The 24981-nt window shown below is 62.8% G+C and carries 23 protein-coding genes; 4 read left to right on the top strand and 19 right to left on the bottom strand.

Translation table 11 applies throughout. From position 1 onward, the window contains the following. Window positions 1-67 precede the first annotated feature (67 nt). The 5 genes from J5M73_RS02450 to J5M73_RS02430 all read right to left on the bottom strand — a co-directional run bounded on the left by J5M73_RS02450 (window position 68) and on the right by J5M73_RS02430 (window position 7459). Window positions 68-1093, bottom strand: a complete 1026-nt coding sequence (locus J5M73_RS02450; protein WP_207814976.1) for a putative 2-aminoethylphosphonate ABC transporter substrate-binding protein — start codon at window positions 1091-1093, stop codon at window positions 68-70. 48 nt (window positions 1094-1141) lie between these two features. Continuing rightward, window positions 1142-2866 (bottom strand): putative 2-aminoethylphosphonate ABC transporter permease subunit, encoded by a 1725-nt coding sequence (locus tag J5M73_RS02445; protein WP_207814974.1) that lies wholly within the window; start codon window positions 2864-2866, stop codon window positions 1142-1144. Window position 2867: 1 nt separating this feature from the next. Beyond that, on the bottom strand, window positions 2868-3944 hold the full coding sequence (locus J5M73_RS02440; protein WP_102881196.1) for a putative 2-aminoethylphosphonate ABC transporter ATP-binding protein: 1077 nt from the start codon (window positions 3942-3944) through the stop codon (window positions 2868-2870). A gap of 232 nt (window positions 3945-4176) precedes the next feature. Then, on the bottom strand, window positions 4177-5040 hold the full coding sequence (locus J5M73_RS02435; RefSeq protein ID WP_102862527.1) for a LysR family transcriptional regulator: 864 nt from the start codon (window positions 5038-5040) through the stop codon (window positions 4177-4179). A gap of 115 nt (window positions 5041-5155) precedes the next feature. Continuing rightward, on the bottom strand, window positions 5156-7459 hold the full coding sequence (locus J5M73_RS02430) for a heavy metal translocating P-type ATPase (protein WP_102862120.1): 2304 nt from the start codon (window positions 7457-7459) through the stop codon (window positions 5156-5158). An 88-nt stretch (window positions 7460-7547) separates the two neighbouring features. Here J5M73_RS02430 and cadR point away from each other — a divergent pair, with 88 nt between their 5' ends. Beyond that, window positions 7548-7997: a Cd(II)/Pb(II)-responsive transcriptional regulator gene (gene cadR, locus J5M73_RS02425; protein ID WP_092308673.1), complete on the top strand. Its 450-nt coding sequence runs from the start codon at window positions 7548-7550 to the stop codon at window positions 7995-7997. Between the two features lie 23 nt (window positions 7998-8020). Here the strand turns inward: cadR and J5M73_RS02420 are convergent, their stop codons facing one another. From J5M73_RS02420 to J5M73_RS02405, 4 genes are all read right to left on the bottom strand, one after another. Beyond that, on the bottom strand, window positions 8021-8608 hold the full coding sequence (locus J5M73_RS02420) for an undecaprenyl-diphosphatase (RefSeq protein ID WP_102862121.1): 588 nt from the start codon (window positions 8606-8608) through the stop codon (window positions 8021-8023). Between the two features lie 179 nt (window positions 8609-8787). Next, the gene (locus J5M73_RS02415; RefSeq protein WP_015637397.1) at window positions 8788-9759 is read right to left on the bottom strand and encodes a thymidylate synthase; all 972 of its coding nucleotides are present in this window, start codon (window positions 9757-9759) and stop codon (window positions 8788-8790) included. A gap of 46 nt (window positions 9760-9805) precedes the next feature. Continuing rightward, window positions 9806-10615 (bottom strand): prolipoprotein diacylglyceryl transferase, encoded by an 810-nt coding sequence (gene lgt / locus J5M73_RS02410; RefSeq protein WP_102862122.1) that lies wholly within the window; start codon window positions 10613-10615, stop codon window positions 9806-9808. A gap of 81 nt (window positions 10616-10696) precedes the next feature. Further along, window positions 10697-11479: a sulfite exporter TauE/SafE family protein gene (locus J5M73_RS02405; RefSeq protein ID WP_102862123.1), complete on the bottom strand. Its 783-nt coding sequence runs from the start codon at window positions 11477-11479 to the stop codon at window positions 10697-10699. A 123-nt stretch (window positions 11480-11602) separates the two neighbouring features. On the opposite strand from J5M73_RS02405, the gene J5M73_RS02400 reads away from it, so the two are divergent. Further along, a complete protein-coding gene (locus J5M73_RS02400) occupies window positions 11603-12349 on the top strand; it encodes an NRDE family protein (protein WP_102862124.1) in 747 nt (248 codons plus the stop codon). A gap of 73 nt (window positions 12350-12422) precedes the next feature. Here the strand turns inward: J5M73_RS02400 and ptsP are convergent, their stop codons facing one another. Both ptsP and J5M73_RS02390 read right to left on the bottom strand, forming a co-directional pair. Further along, window positions 12423-14702 carry a phosphoenolpyruvate--protein phosphotransferase gene (gene ptsP / locus J5M73_RS02395; RefSeq protein ID WP_102862125.1) on the bottom strand — a complete coding sequence of 760 codons (2280 nt, stop codon included), beginning with the start codon at window positions 14700-14702 and terminating at the stop codon, window positions 12423-12425. A gap of 22 nt (window positions 14703-14724) precedes the next feature. Then, complete coding sequence (locus tag J5M73_RS02390; RefSeq protein ID WP_011064073.1) at window positions 14725-15204, bottom strand: RNA pyrophosphohydrolase; 480 nt, start codon at window positions 15202-15204, stop codon at window positions 14725-14727. Window positions 15205-15348: 144 nt separating this feature from the next. On the opposite strand from J5M73_RS02390, the gene J5M73_RS02385 reads away from it, so the two are divergent. After that, a complete protein-coding gene (locus tag J5M73_RS02385) occupies window positions 15349-16005 on the top strand; it encodes an HAD family hydrolase (protein WP_102862126.1) in 657 nt (218 codons plus the stop codon). A 52-nt stretch (window positions 16006-16057) separates the two neighbouring features. On the opposite strand, the gene J5M73_RS02380 is transcribed toward J5M73_RS02385, so the two are convergent. From J5M73_RS02380 to ilvA, 4 genes are read right to left on the bottom strand one after another with little or no spacing between them, the layout of a single operon-like run. Beyond that, a complete protein-coding gene (locus J5M73_RS02380) occupies window positions 16058-16525 on the bottom strand; it encodes a DUF2269 domain-containing protein (RefSeq protein WP_102862127.1) in 468 nt (155 codons plus the stop codon). Continuing rightward, entirely contained in the window at window positions 16522-17778 is a 1257-nt protein-coding gene (locus J5M73_RS02375; RefSeq protein WP_102862128.1) for an SDR family oxidoreductase, read from the bottom strand. Before J5M73_RS02375 ends, J5M73_RS02380 begins: the two co-directional genes overlap by 4 nt. 15 nt (window positions 17779-17793) lie before the next feature. Further along, the gene (locus tag J5M73_RS02370) at window positions 17794-18222 is read right to left on the bottom strand and encodes a DUF2269 family protein (protein ID WP_102862129.1); all 429 of its coding nucleotides are present in this window, start codon (window positions 18220-18222) and stop codon (window positions 17794-17796) included. A gap of 40 nt (window positions 18223-18262) precedes the next feature. Then, window positions 18263-19777: a threonine ammonia-lyase, biosynthetic gene (gene ilvA, locus J5M73_RS02365; protein WP_102862130.1), complete on the bottom strand. Its 1515-nt coding sequence runs from the start codon at window positions 19775-19777 to the stop codon at window positions 18263-18265. 227 nt (window positions 19778-20004) lie between these two features. On the opposite strand from ilvA, the gene rpiA reads away from it, so the two are divergent. Continuing rightward, the gene (gene rpiA / locus J5M73_RS02360; RefSeq protein ID WP_102862528.1) at window positions 20005-20676 is read left to right on the top strand and encodes a ribose-5-phosphate isomerase RpiA; all 672 of its coding nucleotides are present in this window, start codon (window positions 20005-20007) and stop codon (window positions 20674-20676) included. An 84-nt stretch (window positions 20677-20760) separates the two neighbouring features. Here the strand turns inward: rpiA and J5M73_RS02355 are convergent, their stop codons facing one another. The 4 genes from J5M73_RS02355 to J5M73_RS02340 form a co-directional block, all read right to left on the bottom strand. Next, a complete protein-coding gene (locus J5M73_RS02355) occupies window positions 20761-21669 on the bottom strand; it encodes an SdiA-regulated domain-containing protein (RefSeq protein WP_102862131.1) in 909 nt (302 codons plus the stop codon). 97 nt (window positions 21670-21766) lie between these two features. Then, window positions 21767-22699 carry an SdiA-regulated domain-containing protein gene (locus tag J5M73_RS02350; protein ID WP_102862132.1) on the bottom strand — a complete coding sequence of 311 codons (933 nt, stop codon included), beginning with the start codon at window positions 22697-22699 and terminating at the stop codon, window positions 21767-21769. A gap of 162 nt (window positions 22700-22861) precedes the next feature. After that, window positions 22862-23527, bottom strand: a complete 666-nt coding sequence (locus J5M73_RS02345) for a fumarylacetoacetate hydrolase family protein (RefSeq protein ID WP_102862133.1) — start codon at window positions 23525-23527, stop codon at window positions 22862-22864. Window positions 23528-23570: 43 nt separating this feature from the next. Next, window positions 23571-24965: an FAD-binding oxidoreductase gene (locus tag J5M73_RS02340; protein ID WP_102862134.1), complete on the bottom strand. Its 1395-nt coding sequence runs from the start codon at window positions 24963-24965 to the stop codon at window positions 23571-23573. Window positions 24966-24981 lie beyond the last annotated feature (16 nt).

Below are 24981 nucleotides of genomic sequence, written 5' to 3'. Positions count from 1 at the left end.
CCTTCGCTGGCGAGCCGGCTTCTACAAACCCGGTAGGAGCGGCTGGCCGGCGAAAGCGATTGATCGGTTACTGCTTGGCAACTTTTTCCGACTTGCCGTCATAGCGCTTGCGCCATTCGGCGAGTATCTGGTCGCGGTTCTTCGAGGCCCAGGCAAAGTCATTCTTGATCAGGCGCTGCTCGTAGTCCGCTGGCAGCTCGGTCTGCGGCTTGGCGATGCCCGGCTGAGCCAGGACGGCGAAGTTTTCCTTGTACAGCTCCATGGCTTCGGGGCTGGCGGAGAAGTCGGCGAGCTTCTTCGCCGCCTCTTCATGAGGGGTGCCCTTGATCACTGCGGTGGCTTCGATTTCCCAGCCCAGGCCTTCCTTGGGCAGGATGATGTCCAGCGGCGCGCCCTGGCGCTTGAGCTGCACGGCCGGGTATTCGAAGGAAATGCCAATCGGGAACTCGCCGGCGGCGGCCAGCTTGCACGGCTTGGAGCCGGAGTGGACGTACTGGCCGATGTTCTGGTGCAGGTCGTCCATGTACTGCCAGCCCTGTTTCTCGCCGAAGGTCTGCAGCCAGGCGCTGACGTCAAGGAAGCCGGTGCCCGAAGACGCCGGGTTGGGCATGACGATCTTGCCCTTGTACTCGGGCTTGGTCAGGTCCTGCCAGCTCACCGGTTTGCTCAGGCCCTGCTTCTCGGCCTCCACGGTGTTGAAGCAGATGGTCGCGGCCCACACGTCCATGCCGACCCAGGTCGGTGGGTTGGCGGCGTCGCGGTAGTTCGGGCCGATCTTGCCCAGGTCCTTGGGCGCATAGCTTTGCAGCATGCCCTGCTGATCGAGGATCGCCAGGCTGGACGCCGCCAGGCCCCAGACCGCGTCCGCTTGTGGACGGGCTTTTTCCGCCAGCAGCTTGGCGGTGATGATCCCGGTGGAATCACGCACCCACTTGATCTCCACGTCCGGGTTGGCCTTTTCGAAGGCTTGCTTGTAGGACTTCAATTGCTCGGCTTCAAGGGCCGTGTAGACCGTCAGTTCGGTTTTCGCAGCAAAGGCGTTCAGGCTGACAGCAGAGAGGACGGCAGCGGCAAGAGCCAGGGGCTTGAACATGGTGCGGTTCCTTAGTGAGTGCAGATCAGAGGGTGAGTGAGCAGGAAATCAGTGGCCCGGGGCGCTTTGCCGCCAGGCCTGGGAGCGGCGCAACAGCCCGCGGGAAGCCCCCGCCAGCAGCAGCGAGACGCCGGCCGAGGTGAACAGGATCAGGGTCGACATCGCCGCAGCGCCGCCCACATTGCCGGCGTCGTCCATGTTCAGCACGGCCACGGCGGCGAGGATAGTGTCGGGGCTGTAGAGGAAGATCGCTGCCGACACCGTGGTCATGGCCGAGACGAACAGGTAGCGCACGATGTCCAGCAACGCCGGCAGGCAGATCGGTACGGTAACCCGCAGGTAGTGCCGGTACAGCGGCGCCTTGAGCGACAGCGCGGCGGCCTCGAACTCGGCATCCAACTGGCGCAGGGCGGTGGTGGCAGTCATCTGCGCGGTGGTGAGGTAGTGGGCGATGGTGCACACCACCAACAGGGCCATGCTGCCGTAGAACACATGCAGCGGATTGCCGTTGAGGTTGAAGAAGAACACATAGCCCAGGCCCAGCACCAAACCGGGCACCGCCATCGGCACGAAGCTGAGCATGCGCAACGCCAGGTTCAGGCCACGCTGGCCGCTGGTTTTCTCCATCAGGTAGGCCCCCGTGAAGATCACCACACTGCCGATCAACGCTGTGCACAGGGCCATGGTCAGGCTGTTGCGGTAGGCCAGCCAGCCGCCACCGGCGGTGTCGTTGAACTGGTAGTGATTCAGCGACAGCGACAGGTTGTAGGGCCAGAACTTCACCAGGGAGGAATACACCGCCATGCCGAACACCAGCAGCAAGGTCGCGCAGATCAGCAGCACGATGGTCAGGTAGCAACCATCGCGCAGCCGCGACGGCGCCGGTTTGAACACCTGGGCACGACCGCTCATGGAGTCGCCATGACGACGGCGCAACCAGGCATCGACGCCGAAACTGAACAACGCCGGCAGCAGCAACACCATGCCGATCAAGGCGCCGCGGCCGAACTGCTGCTGGCCCACCACCGCCTTGTAGGCCTCCAGGGCCAATACCTGATAGTCGCCGCCCACCACCACCGGCACGCCGAAGTCGGTGATGGTCAGGGTGAACACCAGGCAGAACGCGGCGAACACCGCTTGCCGGGTGGCCGGCCAGGTGATGCTGCGAAAGGCCTTGGCGGGGCTGGCGCCCATGCTCGATGCGGCATCGAACAGCCGCGCATCCGCCAGGGACAGGGCCGAGAGCAGGATCATCAGGGCATGGGGAAAGGTGTAGATGACTTCGCCGAGAACGATGCCCCAGAAGCCGTAGATGTTCTCGGCGAACAGGCCACGCAGCATCCCCTGGTTGCCGAACAGATAGACCAGGGCAATGCCCGGCAGCATCGACGGCGCCATCAGCGGCAACAGCGACAGACCACGCCACAGGCCCTTGCCGGGAATCAGCGTGCGTTGCAGCGCGTAGGCGAACAGATAAGCCAGGGGCACCACGATGGCGGCCACGCTGAGGGAGACTTTCAGGCTGTTGCCCAGCAACCAGTGGAAGTTGTCGCTGGTCACCAGTTCACGGGCCGCCACCCAGCCACCGCCCTGCCCGGCCTCGGCGCTGAAACCGCGCCAGAAGATCGCCAACAGGGGCAACAGCACCGCTACACCCAGCAGGAGCAGAAGCAGAACCTTGCCGCCGACGACAAAGATACGGTCGCCGATCTCGGCACGAGAAGCCTGGCGCGCCCGCTTGGCAGGTAGCGACAGGGACATTGGCACGCTCATCTTAGGCAAACACCTGGAGGCTGCGCGGCGGCAAGGCCACCCAGATGTCCTGGGCGCCCAGGCGCGGCATGGCTTCCGGGGCCAGCTCCGCCAGCAGTGCATGCCCCGGCAGCTCGTTGAGTTCAAAGCTCATGCGGCAGCGATTGCCGAGGAAAGTAATCTCGCGGACCTTGGCCGGGAACAGGTTTTCCTCATGCACCGGCGGGTTCACGCTGATGGCTTCCGGACGACAGAACAGGCGACCCGAAGCGGCCTTGGCCGAATCGTCGGCCAGGCGCACATTCATCCCGCCGACCTGGGCGTGGCTGTCGCTGTTGCGGCTAAAAGGCAGCCAGTTGCCCTGGCCGACGAACTCGGCGACGAAGGGCGTGGCCGGACGATCGTAGATTTCCTGGGGCGTGGCGTACTGCTCGACCTTGCCGTTGTTCATCACGGCGATGCGGTCGGCCATCAACATGGCCTCGTCCTGATTGTGGGTGACCATCAGGGTGGTGATCCCCAGACGCCGTTGCAGCTGGCGCAGCTCGGTGCACAGGTGCTCGCGGACCCGGGCGTCCAGGGCCGACATCGGTTCGTCCAACAGCAGCAGCGACGGTGACGGCGCCAGGGCACGGGCCAGGGCGACGCGCTGCTGCTGGCCGCCAGACAGCTGGCCGGGGTATTTCTTCTCGCTGCCGGTCAGCCCGACCAGTTCCAGCATCTGTGCCACACGCTTGCGCACTTCCTCACGGCCACTACCGGCCAGGCCGTAGGCGATGTTGGCTTCCACCGTGAGATTGGGAAACAGCGCATAGGACTGGAACAGGATGCCGTAGTCCCGGGCTTGTGGCGCCAGCAGCGAAACATCCCGATCCCCCAGGTACAACTCGCCCTGGTCCTGGCGCTCAAGGCCGGCGATGCAGCGCAGCAGTGTGGTCTTGCCGCAGCCGGACGGGCCCAGCAGACACACCAGTTCGCCGGCCGCGACGTCCAGGGACACGTTGTCCAGGGCGGTGAAGGCGCCAAAACGCTTCTGGATACCCCGCACCTTCATCGGCGCGCCGGGGTTGCTCAGGGCAGTTGCAGTGGAGTGGTTCATGGACGGACCTCATCTAGCAGATGAGGCAAATCCTAGAGTTGTAATGCGTCGGCCATATGGCAGTAAGGCAAAAACGACCGATAGTGGTATTCAGGGATTTTGGTTCAACCTGCAAGTCAGGTGCTGCCTGATCTGACGCCTTCGCGAGCAAGCTCGCTCCCACAGGGGGAATGCATTTCAATGTAGGAGCGAGCTTGCTCGCGAAGGCATCGGCATGGCCGATGCAGGTCTTTCAGGCGGGAGCCATTTCCTGGGCCAGGCCGAGGAAGGCCGCGGGCAGGCGCGCGTTCTTGCGCTCCTTGAGGCAGTACAGGTACTCGACGATCTGCGGCGCATGCTCGATGGTCAGGACCCGCAGTTGCGGATCGTGGGGCACTTCCTGACGGGCAATGATGCTGATGCCGATATTGCGCAGCACCGCCTCGCGGATCGATTCGCGACTGCCGATTTCCAGCAGCGGGCCAAAGCTGACGTTGGCGTCCTTGAGCAAGGTTTCAGTAAGGCTGCGGGTGGTGGAGCCCGGTTCACGCATCAACAGGGTATGCCCGGCCAGGGCATTGAGCGGCACGTGATCCAGCGCCGCCAGGGGGTGGTTGCGATGCACCGCCAGCACCAGCGGATCACTGCCCAATACCCGGCGGATCAGCCGCGCATCCTCCAGCAGTTGCGAGGAGGCCGCCACATCCACCCGGTAGTCTTCCAGGGCTTCGAGGACTTGCTGGGAGTTGCCGATCTCCACCGACACTTCGACCTGGGGCAAACGCTCGCGGAAAGTCTTCACCAGATCGAGGATGTAGTACGGCGCGGTGGCAGCGATGCGCAATGTGCCCTGCACCTGCCCGCTGTTGCGCAGGAAGAACTCGATGTCAGCCTCCTGCTGCAACAGGTCCTTGACCATGGGCAGCAGGCGCGTGCCTTCGTCGCTGAGGCTCAGGCGCCGACCGCCGCGGTAGAACAGCTCCACCGAATACTGGCTTTCCAGGTTGCGGATCTGCGTGGTCACCGTCGGCTGACTGAGGCCAAGCTTCTTCGCCGCCAGGGTGATGCTGCCCAGGCGGGCGACCATGTAAAAAGCCTTCAGCTCGGCACTCAGCATGGCGGCTTGCCGCAGCTGCAAGCTTTGAGCGGCAAGCCGCAAGCTGAAGCCGGTGCGTGTGAGTTCATCACTCTGGTTCTCCCCTCAGTTGCTTGTTGCTTGCCGCTACGGTGGCCTATTTGCGCAGCAGGCGCAGGCCGTTGAATACCACCAGCAGGCTGACGCCCATGTCGGCGAACACCGCCATCCACATGGTGGCGAGCCCGGCAAAGGTTACCCCAAGAAAGATCGCCTTGATGACCAGGGCCAGGGCGATATTTTGCTTGAGCACCACCGAGGTCTGGCGCGACAGGCGAATAAAAGCCGGAATCTTGCGCAGATCGTCGTCCATCAGCGCTACATCCGCAGTCTCGATGGCCGTATCGGTGCCTGCCGCGGCCATGGCGAAACCTATCTCGGCACGGGCCAGGGCCGGGGCGTCGTTGATGCCGTCGCCCACCATGCCCACCCGATGCCCCTGGGCATACAACGCCTCGATGGCTTGCAGCTTGTCGGTGGGCAACAGGTCGCCCCGGGCCTGATCGATGCCCACCTGGGCCGCAATGGCCTGGGCGGTGTGAGGGTTGTCGCCGGTGAGCATCAGGGTCTTGATCCCCAGCTCATGCAACTGCTGGATGGCCTCGCGGCTGGATTCCTTGACCGTGTCGGCCACGGCGAACAGTGCCAGGGGGCCATTGCTGTCCAGCAACAGGACCACGGTCTTGCCCTGCTTCTCCAGGGCGAAGAGTTTTTCCTCCAGGGCCGGGGAGCACAGGCCCAGCTCTTCCACCAGGCGGTGATTGCCCAGGTGATACAGCTGGCCGTTTATCTCGCCGCGCACTCCGCGCCCGGTCAGGGCTTCGAAGTTATCCACAGCATGCAGCGCCAGCTGCTTATCCACAGCCGCCTGGGCGATAGCCAGGGACACCGGATGATCGGAACGTCCCGCCAGGCTCGCGGCCAGGGCCGGAGCCGTGTCCTGCGCCAACGGGTCCAGGGACAGGAAATCGGTCTGTACCGGTTTGCCGTGGGTGATGGTGCCGGTCTTGTCCAGGGCCAGGTAGTCGAGCTTGTAACCGCCCTCCAGGTAGACCCCGCCCTTGACCAGGATGCCCTTGCGGGCCGCAGCCGCCAGGCCGCTGACGATGCTCACCGGGGTGGAGATCACCAGGGCACAGGGACAGGCCACCACCAGCAACACCAGGGCGCGGTAGATCCAGTCGAACCAGACGCCACCCATGAACAGCGGTGGAATCAGCGCCACGGCCAGGGCGAAGGCGAATACCGCCGGGGTGTAGATTTTCGAGAAGGTATCGACGAAGCGCTGGGTCGGCGCCCGGGCGCCCTGGGCCTGCTCCACGGCGTGGATGATCCGTGCCAGGGTCGAGTTGTTGGCGGCGGCGGTCACGCGATACTCCAGGGAACCGGCCTGGTTGATGGTGCCGGCGAACACCTTGTCGCCCACGGTTTTTTCCACCGGCAGGCTTTCACCGGTGATCGGCGCCTGGTCGATGGTGGAGCTGCCGGACACGACCTCGCCGTCCAGACCGATGCGCTCTCCCGGGCGAACTCGCACGTGGGCGCCCAGTTCGACGTTTTTCGCCTCCAGTTCGCTCCAGCTGCCGTCCGCCTGCTGCACCGTGACCTGTTCCGGGGTCATCTGCATCAGGCCGCTGATGGCGTTGCGCGCCCGGTCCAGGGAGCGGGCCTCGATCAACTCGGCCACGGTGAACAGGAACATCACCATCGCCGCTTCCGGCCACTGGCCAATCAGCACTGCACCGGTCACGGCAATGCTCATCAGCGCATTGATATTCAGGTTGCGGTTCTTCAGGGCGATCCAGCCCTTCTTGTAGGTGCCCAGGCCGCCACTGAGGATCGACACCAGGGCCACCAGCGCCACGACCCAGTCGGGTGCGGCATTGGTGAAGTGAATGACTTCGGCGGCCAGCGCGCCGATACCGGACAGGGCCAGCGGCCACCAGGCTTTTTTCACCGGCGCTGCGGCAGGCGCGACTTCGGCGCCATCCTGCTGCAGAGGCTCGGCGTGCATGCCCAGGGATTTGATCGCTTCGATGATCGGCGTCGTGCTCGGCAGGTCGTGGGTCACCCCCAGCACGCGGTTCATCAGGTTGAACTCCAGCGCCTGAACCCCCGCCAGCTTGCCCAGCTTGTTCTGGATCAGGGTCTGCTCGGTGGGGCAATCCATGGCTTCAATGCGGAAGCTGCTCAGACGCGCGCCGGCAGTCGGTGTTTCGCTCAGGGTGACCTTGGACGGCGCCGGGCCGGCAGAACCGCAGCAGGAGGCACCGTGGGTGGCGTGATCGTGCGCCTTGACCGGCTGCAGCTTGCCCGCAGAGGCAGGGGCATGGCTGTGGTCGTGATCAGCATGGGCGTGCTGGGCGTCGGGTTTGCGCGGGTTGTGAATGGAGTCGCTCATAGGGGTCGCGTCCGTATAAAGGTGCTTGTTGCCAAGTGAACACCCTGTAGCCACTATAGGGTCAAGCACCCATTCGGAGACGACGGCAATGAAGATTGGCGAACTGGCGAAACTCACCGACTGTCAGGTCGAGACCATCCGTTACTACGAGCGCGAAGGACTGCTGCCGGAACCGGCCCGCAGCGAAGGCAACTACCGCCTCTACACCCAGGCCCACACCGAGCGCCTGACCTTTATCCGCAACTGCCGCAGCCTGGACATGACCCTCGAGGAAATCCGCAGCCTGCTCAACCTGCGGGACAGCCCCGAAGGCCAGTGCGCCAGCGTCAACGCCCTGATCGACGAGCACATCCACCACGTCAAGGCGCGCATCGACGGGCTACTGGTGCTCCAGGAACAACTGCTGGACCTGCGCCAGCGCTGCAGCGAAGGGCCGGACCTGGATCACTGCGGCATCCTCCAGCGCCTGGAAGTCAGCGGTTCGGTGGCTCCTAGCGAGGCCGAGCCGTCCCATGTCGGCCGCAGCCACGGGCATTGAGCCTGGGGCTGGGCGCCGTGGTTTCAGGAACCCCGGCGCCCCGCCGCCAGCAGTCGCTGATACACAAGCTCCAGCACATCCAGCAGACGCTGATCCAGCTGTCGCCAGGCCAGGCCCAGGCGCACCAGCCATGCGCTGAACAAACCCACCAGGCAACCGCCAAGAATATCGAAGGGGAAATGCACGCCCAGGTAGACCCGCGCCCAGCTCACCAGCACGGCCAGGGCCAGCATGACCAGCCCGGTCTTGCGCAGGGACGCCAGGATCAGGGCAAAAGCCATGGCGAACATGCCGCTGGCGTGGTCGCTGGGGAAAGAGGCTCCAGGCGCATGGGCGAGGAAATTCTGCCCCAACTCCAGCATGAAGGGCCGCGGATGAAACCACAGGCCACGGATCACCAGGTTGCAGGCCAGGGCGACCACGATGCTCGAGGTCGCCAGCAGGACGATCATTTTCTGCCGGCGCTCGCCAAAGACCCAGAGCACCAGGAGCAGCAGCGGGACACAAAGGACCACCCACTGGGCGAGAAAAATCGCCAGTTCACGCATCGGCAGCGATGCCTCGGCGCTGGCATTGATGGCCAGGAACAGGCTGCGATTGAGTTCTTCCATTCAGGGGCTCGCGATCAACGTCAAAAGGACGACGTCCAGGCTTTCCCGGACCACTCCTGAGAGCCTTGACGCCCGGCAGGCAGGGCAATGCCCGGAATAGCTCCCGGGCAAAGGTCGATAAAGATATCGGGGGAAATCGACAGGGGCCGCGCGGCCCCTGGGTACAGCCGCTAAAAGACTTAAACCGCCATCGGCGCGGTCATCGGCGCGTGGTGCTCATAGCCTTCCAGGGAGAAATCGCTCGGCTCGATCAGTTCCAGCCACTCCGGCTGGTAGACGCCAGTCTTGGCGAACTCCGGCACGCGCTCGGAAATCACCAGCTTGGGCATCGGGAACGGCTCGCGCTTGAGCTGTTCGTTGAGCATGTCCAGGTGATTTTCGTAAACGTGGGCATCACCGATGAAGTAGGTGAACCAGCGCGGCGTGTAGCCGGTCAGGCGACCGATCAGGCTCAGCAGCGCAGCGCCCTCGGTGAGGTTGAACGGCGTCCCCAGCCCCAGGTCGTTGGAGCGGATGTAGAGGGTCAGGGAGATTTCCCGGGTCTCGACATTAGGGTGAAACTGGTACAGCAGATGGCACGGCGGCAGGGCCATTTCATCCAGCTGCGCGCAGTTCCAGCCGTGGAACAGGATTCGCCGGCTGCCCGGGTCGTTGATGATGGTGTCAACGCACTGGCGCACCTGATCGATGGCCTTGTACAGCACCACGTAACCCTGGCCGTCTTCCTCGCCGGCGGCGATCTGCCGGTAGCCCTGGCTCAACGCCAGGTCAATGGCGGCCTGGTTGCTGGTCTTGATCTGCTTGTAGGCCGGCCACTTGCGCCACTGCACGCCGTAGATCTCGCCCAGATCGTCATCGCCCTGGCGGAACGGGTTGGCCAGCCACTGGGCGTTTTCGTTGGCGTTCTGGTCCCAGACCTTGCAGCCCAGGGCACGGAACTCGGCGGCGTTGTTCACCCCACGCAGGAAGCCGACCATCTCGCCGATGGCCGACTTGAAGGCCATCTTGCGGGTGGTGATGGCCGGGAAACCTTCCTTGAGGTCGTAGCGCAGCATGGCCCCGGGAAAGCTGATGGTGTTCACACCGGTGCGGTTGGCCTGCTTGGTGCCGTTGTTGATGACATGGGCCACCAGATCAAGATATTGCTTCATGAATTACCTGCATCCTTGAACCCGGGGCACGCCCCGGGATTCGAATTTATTGCGCCGCGCTCTGGGCCGGAGCGCGATGATAAGCCAGCCAGATCAGTCCCAGGCCGCCGAGGATCATCGGCACGCACAGAACCTGACCCATGGTCAGCCAGTTCCATGCCAGGTAGCCCAGCTGTGCGTCCGGCACCCGGACGAACTCGACGATGAAACGGAAGATCCCGTAGAACAGGGCGAACATACCGGAAACCGCCATGGTCGGCCGGGGTTTGCGCGAGAACAGCCACAGGATCAGGAACAACGCCACGCCTTCCAGGGCGAACTGATACAACTGCGACGGATGACGCGGCAACTGCGCCGGATCGCTGAACGGCGGGAAGATCATCGCCCATGGCACGTCGGTGGGTTTACCCCACAATTCGGCGTTGATGAAATTGCCGATTCGCCCGGCACCCAGGCCGATTGGCACCATGGGCGCGACGAAGTCCATCAGTTCGAAGAACGTCTTGTTGTTGCGCTTGCCGAACCACCAGGCCGCCAGCATTACTCCGATGAAACCGCCGTGGAACGACATGCCGCCCTTCCACACCTCGAAGATCAGGGTCGGGTTGGCCAGATAGGCGCTGAGGTCGTAGAACAGCACGTAACCCAGTCGCCCACCGACGATCACCCCCATGGACATCCAGAACACCATGTCCGAGAGCTTTTCCTTGCTCCAGGTCGGATCGAAACGGTTCAGCCGGCGCGAGGCCAGCAGCCAGGCACCGCCGATGCCGATCAGGTACATCAGGCCGTACCAGTGGATTTTCAGCGGGCCGATGGCCAGGGCCACCGGATCAATCTGCGGGTAAGGCAGCATTGCGACTCCTCGTAAGGGTTAGAACTCAAATGTCCCGGGGCAAACTGCCAGCCCAGGATTAAGCCAGGATTGCGTCACCACTCAGAACAGGAAGCTGATCCCCACGCAGAACAGTAGCGCGGCGAACAAGCGTTTCAACAGGCGTGGCGACAGTGTGTGGGCCAGGCGCGCACCGATACGGGCGAACACCATGCTGGTCAGGGCAATGCCCAGCAGCGCCGGCAGATAAACGAAGCCGAGACTATGAGCCGGAAGCTGCGGATCATGCCAGCCCAGAATCATGAAACTTAAGGCGCTGGCCAGGGCGATGGGCAAGCCGCACGCCGAGGATGTAGCCACCGCCTGCTGCATCGGTACGCTGCGCCAGGTGAGAAACGGCACCGTCAGCGAACCGCCGCCAATGCCGAAGATCGCCGAAGCCCAGCCGATCACACCGCCGGCCGCCGCCAAACCCAGCTTGCCGGGCACCTGGCGACTGGCCTTGGGCTTGAGCTCCAGGGTCATCTGCAAGGCCACCACCAGGGCGAAGACGCCGATGATTTTTTGCAGGTGCGGGCCGGAAATCGCTTCGGCGGTCAGCGCGCCGAAACCGGCCCCCAGCAGGATGCCCAGGGCCATCCAGGCGAAGATCGGCCAGCGCACCGCGCCACGGCGATGGTGTTCGCGAACGGCGTTGACCGAGGTAAAGATGATGCTGGCCAAAGAAGTGCCGACCGCCAGATGGGTCAGCACCGAGGCATCGAAGCCTTGCAGGGTGAAACTGAACACCAGCACCGGGACAATGATGATCCCGCCGCCCACGCCGAACAGCCCGGCCAGCACACCTGCACAGGCGCCCAGCAGCAGATAGAGCAGAAATTCCATGGGAGCATCCGAAAATAAGACCGGCATGGTAACGGATGCGCCGCCCCGGACTCCACTGGATGGCGATGGATACCCATTGGATCTGTGCGTAAAGTGGGCAAAAACACACAGGGGGCCACCTTAATGTGCTTGATCGTATTCGCCTGGCGGCCGGGTCATGCTCAGCCACTGATCGTCGCGGCCAACCGTGACGAATTCTACGCCCGGCCCAGCCTGCCCCTGGGGCAATGGCCGGAGTCGCCGCAGATCCACGCCGGACGCGACCTGGAGGCCGGAGGCACCTGGCTTGGTGTCGGTGCCAAGGGCCGCTTTGCCGCCCTGACCAATATCCGCAACCCGCATCAGCCCCCGGCACGACGCTCCCGGGGCGAACTGGTGGCGCGCTTTCTCGAAGGCGACGTAGCCCTGGAAGATTATCTGCACGATGTGGTGGGCCGCTCGGTGGAGTACGCCGGGTTCAACCTGTTGCTGGGCACAGCAGAGCAACTGTGGCACTACAACGCTCAGGATGTGCAACCGCAATTGCTCAAGCCCGGCGTCTACGGCCTGTCCAATGCCGGGCTCGATACGCCGTGGCCCAAGCTGCTCAAGGCCAAGGCCGCGCTGCAGGAAGTGCTGTCCAATCCACAACCCCAAGCCCTGCTGGCGTTACTCAGCGATCCGCACACCGCGCCCTTCGCCGAACTGCCGGACACCGGAGTGGGTTTGGCTACGGAAAGCCTGCTGTCCAGCGTATTCATCGCCAGCCCCAGCTACGGCACCCGCGCCAGCACCGCGCTGATCGTCAACGCGGACGGCTCGCGGCATCTGCTGGAGCGCAGTTTTGGCCCTTATGGCGGGCATCTGGGAGAGGTCGAGCTGAAAGTGTGAAACGTTCGCCAGCCAGCCGGCTCCTACACAGGCCGTTGTAGGAGTCGGCTGGCCGGCGAAGCAAATACTTCGATTACAGGGTCTTGCTCGAAGCCGGATTGATCATCCGTGCCAGGCCGAGTTTCTTCAGCGCCAATTGCAGCGAGCTGTGGATAACTTGCGGGTTGTCGATGGTCATCATCTCGTCCAGCAGTTCCTTGGCTTTGCTCATGTTGATCTGACGCAGCATCCACTTCACTTTCGGCAAGTTGGTGGCGTTCATCGACAGGCTGTCGAAACCCATGGCCATCAGCAGCACCGCCGCCGCCGGATCGCCGGCCATTTCGCCACAGATGCTCACCGGCTTGCCTTCGGCATGGGCATCACGCACCACGTTCTGCAGCGCTTGCAGCACGGCCGGATGCAGGTAGTCGTAGAGGTCGGCGACCCGCGGGTTGTTGCGGTCTACCGCCAGCAGGTACTGGGTCAGGTCGTTGGAGCCCACCGAGAGGAAGTCCACCTGGCGCGCCAGTTCCCGGGTCTGATACACCGCCGCCGGAATCTCGATCATCACCCCCACTGGCGGCATGGGCACGTCGGTGCCTTCATCGCGGACTTCACCCCAGGCACGGTGGATCAGGTGCAGGGCTTCTTCCAGCTCATGGATACCGGAAATCATCGGCAGCAGGATGCGCAGGTTGTTCAGGCCCTCGCTGGCCTTGAGCATGGCCCGGGCCTGCACCAGGAAAATTTCCGGGTGGTCGAGGGTCACGCGGATGCCGCGCCAGCCGAGGAAGGGGTTGTCTTCCTTGATCGGGAAGTACGACAGCGACTTGTCGCCACCGATGTCCAGGCTGCGCATGGTCACCGGTTGCGGATGGAAGGCCGCCAGCTGCTCGCGATAGATCGCCAGCTGTTCTTTCTCGCTGGGAAAGCGCTGGTTGATCATGAACGGCACTTCGGTGCGATACAGGCCTACGCCCTCGGCACCGCGCTTCTGCGCCCGGGCCACATCGGCCAGCAGGCCGGTGTTGACCCACAGCGGCATGCGGTGGCCATCAGGGGTGATGCAAGGCAGGTCGCGCAAGGCGTCCAGGCCCTGGGCCAGTTGCCGCTCTTCTTCCACCACATCGGCGAACTGCTTGCGCAGCACGTCACTGGGGTTGGTATAGACCTCGCCGTGATAGCCGTCGACGATCATCTGAATGCCATCGACCTTGGAATACGGCAGGTCGACAAGGCCCATCACCGTGGGAATGCCCATGGCCCGGGCCAGGATGGCCACGTGGGAGTTGCCCGAACCCAGCACCGAGACCAGCCCCACCAGCTTGCCTTCCGGCACTTCGCCGAGCATGGCCGGGGTCAGTTCTTCACTGACCAGGATGGTGTTGTCGGGGTAGACCAGGGTCTGCTGGCGCTCTTCCTGCAGATAGGCCAGGAGCCGCCGCCCCAGGTCCTTGACGTCCGAGGCGCGCTCGCGCAGGTAGGCGTCGTCCATCAGTTCGAAACGGTTGACGTGATCGGTGACCACTTGGCGCAACGCACCCTGGGCCCATTGCCCGGTCTTGATCACGGTCTTCACTTCGCTGCCCAGGGAGGCGTCGTCGAGCATCATCAGATAGACGTCGAACAGCGCGCGCTCTTCCGGACGCAGTTGGGTCGCAAGTTTTTCCGACAACGCGCGCATATCGGCGCGCACCCCTTCCAGGGCGGTCTTGAACAGCGCCAGTTCAGCGTCGATGTCGGTGATGTATTTGTCCGGGACCACATCCAGATCAGCCGGTGGCAACATCACCACCGCGCTACCTACCGCGGCGCCGGGGGAACCTGGCACGCCGACAAACTTGGCTTCCTGAATCCCCTTGCCCTGACGCCCCAGGCCGCGGATCGAACCGGTGGCCTCGGCGTGGGCGATCACCCCGGCCAGTTGCGCGCTCATGGTCACCAGAAAGGCTTCTTCACCCTCGTCGAACTGGCGGCGCTCTTTCTGCTGGATGACCAGTACGCCAACTACGCGGCGATGGTGAATGATCGGGGCGCCGAGGAACGAGGCGTAACGCTCCTCACCGGTTTCGGCGAAGTAGCGATAACGCGGGTGATCGGCGGCGTTTTCCAGGTTGAGGGGCTCTTCCCGCGTGCCCACCAGGCCCACCAGGCCTTCGTTGGGGGCCATGCTGACCTTGCCGATGGAACGCTTGTTCAAGCCTTCAGTGGCCATCAGCACAAAACGGTTGGTTTCCGGGTCCAGCAGGTAGACCGAGCAGACCTGGCTGCCCATGGCCTCTTTGACGCGCAATACAATAATCCCTAACGCCGCCTTGAGATCCTTGGCGGAGTTAACTTCCTGGACGATCTTGCGCAGCGTATTGAGCATGGCTCGGGGTCGAACTCCGTCGTCAGTCGCGCACTAAAAGGCGCGGGGCAAGCTCTTTGAGAGCGCGGCGATACACTTCGCGCTTGAATGTCACCACCTGGCCCAACGGATACCAATAACTGACCCAGCGCCAGCCATCGAATTCCGGTTTACCGGTCAAATCCATCCGCACCCGCTGCTCGTTGGAGATCAGGCGCAGGAGAAACCATTTCTGTTTCTGGCCGATGCACAGCGGCTGGCTGTGGGTCCGGACCAGGCGCTGCGGCAAACGATAGCGCAACCAGCCCCGGGTGCAGGCGAGAATTTGCACATCTTCGCGCTCCAGCCCTACTTCTTCGTTCAACTCGCGATACAAGGCGTCTTCCGGCGTCTCGTCGGGGTTGATGCCCCCTTGAGGAAACTGCCAGGCATCTTGATTGATACGGCGAGCCCATAGCACCTGTCCGGCATCATTGGTCAGAATGATCCCGACATTGGGGCGGAAACCATCGGGGTCGATCACGGCTACAACCTCGCAAACGCATGTCGCCGCATTGTTCCACAAAGCTTGGGAATGCAGCAACGAGGCTGCTTACCTTATGTGCACTCTTGTGAAAAGACCGTATTCTGGGCACCTTTTTCCGCGACTTTTCAGCGAGTAACTGCAATGCGCCTGGCTTTATTCGACTTGGACAACACGCTTCTGGGCGGCGACAGCGACCACGCCTGGGGCGACTACCTGTGCGAGCGGGGCTTCCTCGACGCCGTCGCCTACAAGACCCGCAACGACGAGTTCTACCAGGACTACCTGGCCGGCAAACTCGACAACGCCGCCTACCTGAACTTCTGCCTGGAAATCCTCGGCCGCACCGAGATGGCCGTGCTCGAGCAATGGCATCGCGACTACATGCGCGACTGCATCGAGCCCATCCTGCTGCCCAAGGCCCAGGCCCTGCTGGCCCAGCACCGCGAGGCCGGCGACAAGCTGGTGATCATCACCGCCACCAATCGTTTCATCACCGCGCCGATCGCCGAGCGCCTGGGGGTGGAACACCTGATCGCCACCGAATGCGAAATGCAGGACGGCCGCTACACCGGACGCAGCACCGACGTACCGTGCTTCCGTGAAGGCAAGGTCATCCGCCTGCAGCGCTGGCTGGAAGAAACCGGTCATGACCTGGAAGGCAGCTACTTCTACAGCGACTCGATGAACGATCTGCCGTTGCTGGAGCAAGTGGCCACCCCAGTGGCCGTCGACCCTGATCCAAACCTGCGTGCCGAGGCTCTCAAGCGCGGCTGGCAGGTGATCAGCCTGCGGGATTGAGCGCTTCGCCGGCTCCTGCAAGCCGTAGGAGCCGGCTTGCCGGCGAAGGCTGCTAAACCGGCTTGGCCACCATCAGATAGAAAATCGCCATGAAGGCCAGAAACGCCGGCCAGCCCAAGGCGAACCACCAGCGCATGTAAAGATTGGCCCGCAGTGGCATCGGCACGCCGTCCCGCAGCGCCTGCTCAGCCATCTTGTGCACCCGGATCTGCAACCAGACCACCGGCAACCAGCACAGCCCCGCCAGGACATAGAGCCCCAAGCTCCACATCAGCCAGGCTTGCTGGATTGGCCAGCCCGCCAGATGCACCAATCCCAGCCCACTCAACGGCTGGAAGACGGCCGTCGTTGCAGTAAAGGCCCAATCGGCGAACACCAAATGCTTGAACGTCACGGCAATCACTTCCAGCTTGCCGCTGCGCCAGGCCCGCAGTGCGTAATAGGCCGAGCCCGCGCCGAGGCCGAAAAGAACGGTCGAGGACAGGATATGCAGGGTTTTCAGCAGCAGATAAGCACTCATCGACGGGGTTCAGTCCACAACAGCCATAGGGTCGCCACCATCAGCACCAGGTTCTTGGCCACGGCGGCATAAGGGTCAAACCAGAAATGCGGCAGGATCAGGCTGATGATCAGGGTGTAGCCAAGCATCAGTGCGAGCTGCGCCTGCAGGGCCCGCCGGCGCCAACGCCGCAGCAGCAGACCGACACCCAGCACCGCGTCGCAGAGCGATCCCGCGATCACCGCCAGTACCGCCCAGGCGCCCTGCACCCCGGCCTCGGCCATGATCCGCAGGCCCCAGTCGTAGCCGGGACCGATGCACACCACCGCCGTACCCAGCCAGATCAGCACCATGACCGCCAGCAGCAGCGGTCGCAGGGCCAACTGGGTGCTCTGCGCGGCCTGCGGCCAGTCTTGCAGCCGGGCTGCCAAGGGCGCGGCGTGATAACCGCAGACCGACGCCAGTACTTCTGGGTCCCCCAGGTTGTCGCAACGAGCCATGCTCAGACTCTGCCGGTTCAGGGCCCGCCAGCCCAGGCGCTCCCCCACCCTTGCGACCAGCGCCAGGACCACTGAGGGCAACTGGAAATAGCGCGCCGGGGCCCAGCCCTGGGCCGCACGCAGACGATCCAGCAACTGCGCCATGGTCATCCGTTCAGGGCCAACCAGCGGCAGCACCATGGACTGCGCGGGCCATTGCCCGATCAACGCAAGCACGGCAGCGCTCAGGTCATCCACATGCAGGGGCTGCATTCGGGCCTTGGCGGACAACAACGGAATCAGCGGCCAGGGCGACAGCCGGGCCAGCCAGCCACTGCTGGCGCCACCCGCGCCGAGCACCAGGGATGGACGCAACACCACGGCCGGAATCCCCAGGCGCAGCAGGTAATCATCCGCAGCCGCCTTGCTCGCCAGAAACGGCACTTGCGGCTGCTGGCCGGCGCCCAAGGCGGAAATCTGCAACACCCGCACACCCCGGGCCGCCGCCAGATCAAACAGCGCACGAGTCCCCAGATCCTGAGTCAGGGTCAACGCCTGGGCATCATTGCTCAACAACCCCGCAGCGTTGATCAACAGGTCGGTATCAGCGGGCAAGTCAAAAGGCTGGGGCTCAAGGCCCAGGCGATCGAGGTCCAGTTGCCGCCATTCCACGCCAGGCAGACTCCGGGTTTGCCGATGGCGACTGGTGGCGATGAGTTGATGGCCGGCGGCGTGCAACGCCGCCAGCAGATGACGGCCGACAAACCCTGTCGCCCCCACCAGAACAACCTTCATGGCAATCCTTAAGGCTTAGACCGGCTTGGCGCCCATGAGGCCAGCAATGGTGACGAAACACACCGCACTGAAGATTGCCAGTGCCAGGGTGAAGGTCAGGCCACTGGCCGCCTTGGCCAGACGCAGGCGGTTGAGGCGCACCATCAGCCAAAGCCAGGCCAGAGCGCCCAGGGTGTAGAGCACACTGGAGCCCAGAATCCAGGTCTGCCCCAGCGGCCAACCCACCAGATGCACCAGCCACCAGCCGCTGAATGGCAGGGCCAGCAAACCCACCGCCAGCAGCAGCCAGCCGAACAGTCCCGGGCGGTGCAGCACGCGGCTGTAGACCGTCGCATCACCTTGGCGGCGCAGGCGCCAGACCCAGATCGCCAAACCCAGCGCACTGCCCAAGAGCAGCACGTTGGCCAGCACATGAAGCGTCTTCAGCGTGGTCAGTGTTTCCATGTTCTCGCTTCCTTAAGGCTCCGATCCTCAGCGTAGTCGTTCAGCCGAGGAACAGCTGATAAGCTGGGTTATCGCTTTCATCCCAGTACGGATAGCCGATCTGCTCCAGAGCCGCCGGTACCAGATGACGCTCATCGGCCGGTACTTGCAGGCCGGCGACCACTCGGCCATCGGCCGCACCATGGTTACGGTAATGGAACATGGAGATGTTCCAGCGCCCGCCCAGTTTGTTGAGGAAGTTGAACAATGCCCCCGGACGCTCCGGGAACTCGAAGCGCAGCACCACTTCGTCGCTGACCTTCTCGGCATGGCCACCGACCATGTAACGGATATGCAGCTTGGCCAGTTCGTTGTCGGTCAGGTCGATCACCGGAAAACCCTGCTCGGTCAGACTGGCGATCAAGGCGCTACGTGGATCATTTTCCGGGTGGGTCTGAACGCCGACAAAGATATGGGCTTCGCTGCCGGTGTTGTAGCGGTAGTTGAATTCGGTGATCTGACGCTTGCCCACTGCCTCGCAGAACGCCTTGAAGCTGCCCGGTTTCTCGGGAATGGTCACGGCGATGATGGCTTCGCGGCCCTCGCCCAGCTCGGCGCGCTCGGCGACGTGGCGCAGGCGGTCGAAATTGACGTTGGCCCCGGAATCGATGGCCACCAGGGTCTGCCCGGTGATACCGCGCTGCTCGACGTACTTCTTGATCCCCGCAACGCCCAAAGCGCCGGCAGGTTCGGTGATCGAGCGGGTATCGTCGTAGATGTCCTTGATTGCCGCACAGATTTCATCGGTGCTGACGGTGATCACTTCATCCACATAGTCCTTGCAGATATCGAAGGTGTGCTGACCGATCTGCGCCACCGCCACGCCGTCGGCGAAAATGCCCACCGTCGGCAGCACGACCCGCTCACCCGCTGCCATGGCCGCTTGCAGGCAGTTGGAGTCGTCCGGCTCGACACCGATCACCTTGATCTCAGGACGCAGGTACTTCACATAAGCGGCAATACCGGCGATCAGCCCGCCGCCGCCCACCGGCACGAAAATCGCGTCCAGTGGCCCCGGGTGCTGGCGCAGAATCTCCATGGCCACAGTGCCCTGCCCGGCAATGGTGTGGGGATCGTCGTAAGGATGGATATAGACGTAGCCTTTTTCATCCACCAGCTTCAGCGAATAGGCCAGCGCTTCGGGGAAAGAGTCGCCATGCAGCACCACCTTGCCGCCGCGGGAGCGCACGCCTTCAACCTTGATCTCCGGCGTGGTCTTGGGCATCACGATGGTGGCCTTGACCCCCAGCACCTTGGCCGCCAGGGCCAGGCCTTGAGCATGGTTACCCGCCGATGCGGTGACCACCCCACGGGCGCGCTCGGCGTCGCTGAGTTGGGTCAGCTTGTTGTAGGCGCCGCGAATCTTGAACGAGAACACCGGCTGCAAGTCTTCACGCTTGAGCCAGACCTGATTGCCCAGCCGCTCGGAGAGCTGGCGGGCAGTCTGCAATGGGGTTTCTACGGCAACGTCATAAACGCGCGAGGTGAGGATCTTCTTGACGTACTGTTCGAGCATCGGAAAGCATCACTGAGCGGGTTGGGCAGGGCCAAGGAGTCTAACCCAGCGTTTGCCCGGGCGACCACACGAATACAGAGGTTTTGGCCGGCGCCCTCGCCGCCCTCCTGCGGATTGCCAACTCTCCTGCCCGGCCTGGCCGATTAGCCAAACGGGCAATGACCGGATCTGTCGCGGCGCCTATAATGCCGGCCTTTGTGCCCCCCATTGCCCGCTTCGGAGCCCGCATGACCCAGGATCAACTCAAACAGGCAGTCGCCCAGGCCGCCGTCGACCTTATCCTTCCGAAACTCGATGACAAGAGCATCGTCGGGGTCGGCACCGGCTCCACCGCCAACTGCTTCATCGATGCCCTGGCCCTGCACAAGGGCGCCTTCGACGGCGCCGTAGCCAGCTCTGAAGCCACCGCCGCACGCCTCAAGGGCCACGGGATTGCGGTGTACGAGCTCAACACCGTCAGCGACCTGGAGTTCTACATCGACGGTGCCGACGAGAGCGACGAGCACCTGAACCTGATCAAGGGCGGCGGCGCAGCCCTGACCCGGGAAAAGATCGTCGCCGCCGTGGCCAAGACCTTCATCTGCATCGCCGACGCCAGCAAGCTGGTACCGGTGCTGGGCAACTTCCCACTGCCGGTGGAAGTGATCCCGATGGCCCGCAGTCACGTAGCCCGCGAGTTGGTAAAACTGGGCGGCGACCCGGTGTACCGCGAAGGGGTGATCACCGACAACGGCAATATCATCCTCGACGTGCACAACATGCAGATCACCAACCCGGTGGAGCTGGAACGCCAGATCAATGCCATCGTTGGCGTGGTCACCAACGGTCTGTTCGCCGCGCGCCCCGCCGATGTACTGCTGCTGGGTACGGCCGAAGGGGTGAAAACCCTCAAGGCCTGAGCCTGCCCTGCGGGTAGGCTCAGGCTTGCCGGCGAGGGACGTCCCAAGGGCCTCGCCGGCAAGCAGAATGCCGCCCGACCGCCTCTACAGTTCAGGCTTCTTGAAGACGTAGAACAGGTTCGGCTCGCTCACCAGATACAGGGTGCCGTCGTCATCCATGGCTATTCCTTCGGCCTGGGGCACGGCCTTGCTCAGGCCCTGGCGGCCCTTGCCCAATGCCAGGGTGCTCAGCGGGCGCCCGTCGACGTCCAGTTCCACCACCAGGCGCGACTCGTCCGACAAGGCCAGCAGATGGCCGCTGCGCTCGTCGTATTGCAGGCTGGAGAGGTCGCGTACAAAGAGCCCGGCATCCCGCTTGGGGTTGTTCAGCACATGCACCCCATAGGACTTTTCCGGATCGTGATGGGGAAAGCCCTGCACCTCATAGATCAGCATCGGGTCGCGTTCCTTGGCGACGAACAAGCGCTGGCCCTGTGAATCGTAAGCCAGGCCTTCAAAGCCCTTGTTCCCCGAAAGGTGCACGCCGAGCGTGATCTGCTCGGCCTCTGCCGCATCCACCACGGTGGTTTCGTCGTCCAGCTGAATCTTGATCAACCGGTGCTGCCGTTCATCGCTGATCACATAGGTATTGGCGCTGATGAACTCCACTGCCTCCGGATCACCAAAGCCCAGCAGAGCGATACGCCGCAGGACCTGCCCGTCCAGGGACAGCTCTACCAGCTCGGAATTCTTGTTGGTCACGGTGAACAGGCTGTTGCGCAGCGGATCGTAGGTCAGTGCCGAAACCTCATCCAGCCCCTCAATAGGCTGCGCCTCCAGTACCACTCGATAATCACCCAGGCCCAGAGATTGCGGGGCCGTCACTTGCCAGTAGGATTGCCAGTCGAACCAGGCGCGCTGCCACAACCGATGGTTGTGGGCAAACGCGGCAAGCAGCACCGCCATCAGGCAGAGGATCAGATAGAGAGGTTGCAAGCGGGTCAGACGATACATGGCGGGCGAACTCGAAATCAGGACAGGCTGATGAAATATCACAGCCGTCTGAATTCAAGCTTAATCGACGATCCGGCAAAGGCGCCGGACCAGGAGATCATTGCTTCTCGAAGCGATAGAACAGATTGGGCTCGCTGACCATGTACAGGTTGCCGGCCTCATCCATGGCCACGCCTTCGGCCCGGGGAATGGTGTTCTGCAGGCCGTTGAAGCCGCCGAGCAAGGCCATGAAGCTGACTTGCTCACCCTGCTCGTCCAGCTCCAGCAACAGATGAGAGTCGGCGGACAGCACCAGGGTATGACCGGTGCGCGGGTCAATGCCCAGGGCCGAGAGGTTGCGCAAATCGAGCTCCTCACTGGCGAGTTTCTGTTTGCTGCCCTTGAGCACCTGGCTGCCATCGCTGCTCCAGGTGAAGAGTGCCGCTGGACGCTCCTCGCCCAACAGCAGTTGCTGCTTGCGCGGGTTCCAGGCAATGGCTTCAAAAGCCTTGTTCTGATCTTCCGAAGGGCCCAGGTCGTAGCGCGGAAAATCGGCGATGTTCAGCTCTTTGGTACTGGCATCAACTTTGACGATCACCAGCGAATGCTGACGCTCATCGACTATCGCCAGTAAGCCATTCTCCAGGACTGCCACCCCTTCCGGGTTGCTCCAGCCCACCAGAGGGATCTTGCGCAGGACGTCGCCTTGCAGGGTCAGCTCCGCCAGGAACGGATGCTTGCCCATGACCGAAAACAGGGTTTTGGTCTGCGGGTTGTAGGAGAGATCCGACGCTTCATCGCTCTCCATGCCAGGCAGCGCCTTGGCATCGATGACCACGCGGTAACCGGGTAGCCAGATGCTGGCGCTGCGCTCGGAAGGACTGACAAACCGCTCCTGCACCCAGAGCGCGCCACGGTCGTCCCAATGCAGGAGACTGGCAACGCCATAGCAGATCACACCCGCCAGCAGCAGCCAGGAGTACCAGCGCATGCGCAGGCGAATACGCGACATACGACTGCCGAGAGGCTTAGTCAGGGGAGGAGCATCCATCACAAGAGTTCCAGAGGTCGGCCATGGTTAATAGCACGCAGTGTTCAGATCGGCGAACCATAGACCTAAGAATTATCCGGAACGAATGTGAAAAAACAGTAAAAGGCCATGATCTTTCTACGAGGTGTGCCGGATTCCCGGGTCCTCGTAGAAAGTTCCCGATCAACGGACGCTGCTGGTGAATCGACTGACGCCCGGCAGCTCCAGCACCAGTTCATCACCGACATTCAGCGGCCCGACGCCAACCGGGGTGCCGGTGAGAATTACATCGCCGGCCTGCAGGGAAAAGCAGCCGGCCATGTACTGGATCATCGGCACGATGGGATTGAGCATATCGCTGCTGTTGCCGTCCTGGCGTACCTCACCGTTGATGGTCAGGCGAATGCCGATATCCGTCAGGTCGGCAAAACTGCTGCCCACCACGAATGGCGCGATAACCGCCGCGCCATCGAACGACTTGGCGATTTCCCAAGGCAGGCCCTTGGCCTTGAGCTCGGCCTGCTTGTCGCGCAGGGTCAAGTCCAGGGCCGGGGCGAAACCGGAGATGGCGTCCAGCACTTCTTCGCGGCTGGGCTTGGTGGACAATGGCTTGCCGATCAGCACGGCGATTTCCGCCTCGTAGTGCACCGAGCCGCGCTCGGTGGGAATGGCAAAACCACCTTCCAGCGGCACCACGCAACTGCCGGGCTTGATAAACAGCAGGGGCTCGGTGGGAACCGGGTTGTCCAGCTCCTTGGCGTGCTCGGCGTAGTTACGACCGATGCAAACCACCTTGCCCAGAGGGAAATGAATCCGGGTACCGTCGACATACTGGTGCTGATAGCTCATTACCGACTCCTGCTCGTGTGCTTCATCAGGGCGCTGCTTGCACTCAAACAGCGAAGATCTTGCCCGGGTTCATGATGCCGTTCGGATCGAACACTGCCTTGACTGCCTTCATGTACTCGATCTCAACCGGCGAGCGGCTGTAGGTCAGGTAATCACGCTTGGTCATGCCCACGCCATGCTCGGCGGAAATCGAACCGTTGTACTTCTCGACGGTTTCGAATACCCACTTGTTGACCGTGGCGCACTTGGCGAAGAACTCGTCCTTGCTCAGGTTGTCCGGCTTGAGGATGTTCAGGTGCAGGTTGCCATCGCCAATATGACCGAACCAGACGATTTCGAAGTCCGGATAGTGTTTACCGACGATGGCATCGATTTCCTTGAGGAAAGCCGGCACTTTCGAAACAGTGACCGAAATATCGTTCTTGTAAGGGGTCCAGTGGGAAATGGTCTCGGAGATGTATTCCCGCAACTTCCACAGGTTCTGCAACTGGGTTTCACTCTGGCTCATCACCCCGTCCAACACCCAACCCTGTTCGACACAATGCTCGAAGGTTTCCAGGGCGTGGTTGGCCACTTCTTCAGTGGTCGCTTCAAACTCCAGCAAGGCGTAGAACGGGCAGTCGGACTCGAAGGGAGCCGGCACGTCACCACGGGCCAGGACCTTGGCCAGGGCCTTGTCGGAGAAGAATTCGAAGGCGGTCAGGTCGAGCTTGCTCTGGAAAGCGTGCAGCACCGGCATGATCGAGTCGAAATCGGCGGTGCCGAGCACCATCGCGGTGAGGTTCTTTGGCGCCCGATCCAGACGCATGGTGGCCTCGACCACGAAGCCCAGGGTGCCTTCGGCGCCGATGAACAACTGGCGCAGGTCATAGCCGGTGGCGTTCTTGATCAGATCCTTGTTCAACTCCAGCACGTCGCCCTTGCCGGTCACCACTTTCATGCCGGCCACCCAGTTGCGGGTCATGCCGTAGCGAATCACCTTGATACCACCGGCATTGGTGCCGATATTGCCGCCAATCTGACTGGAACCTGCGGAAGCGAAGTCCACCGGGTAGTAGAGGCCGTTTTCTTCCGCCAGGTTCTGCAGTTGTTCGGTGACCACACCCGGCTGGCAAACCGCGGTGCGGTCAGTCAGGTTCAGGTCGAGTATCTGGTTCATATAGTCGAAGGACACCACCACTTCGCCGTTGGCTGCCACGGCAGCGGCCGAGAGCCCGGTCCGCCCGCCGGAAGGCACCAGCGCGACCTTGTGCTGATTGGCCCAGCGCACGATCGCCTGGACCTGCTCGATGGTCTTGGGAAACACGATGGCCGTGGGGGCCGGGGCGAAATGCTTGGTCCAATCCTTGCCGTAAGCTTCCAGGGAGTCAGCGTCGGTCAGCACCTTGCCAGGCTCAACCAGGGTCTTCAGTTCATCAATCAGGGCAGGATTGGTCATCGACAGAACTCTCGAA

Source organism: Pseudomonas sp. 50_B (genome assembly GCF_017491625.1).
Classification (GTDB): domain Bacteria; phylum Pseudomonadota; class Gammaproteobacteria; order Pseudomonadales; family Pseudomonadaceae; genus Aquipseudomonas; species Aquipseudomonas danubii.
The sequence above is the reverse complement of the archived record's forward strand: the minus strand, read 5'-3'. Positions and strand labels throughout refer to the sequence as shown.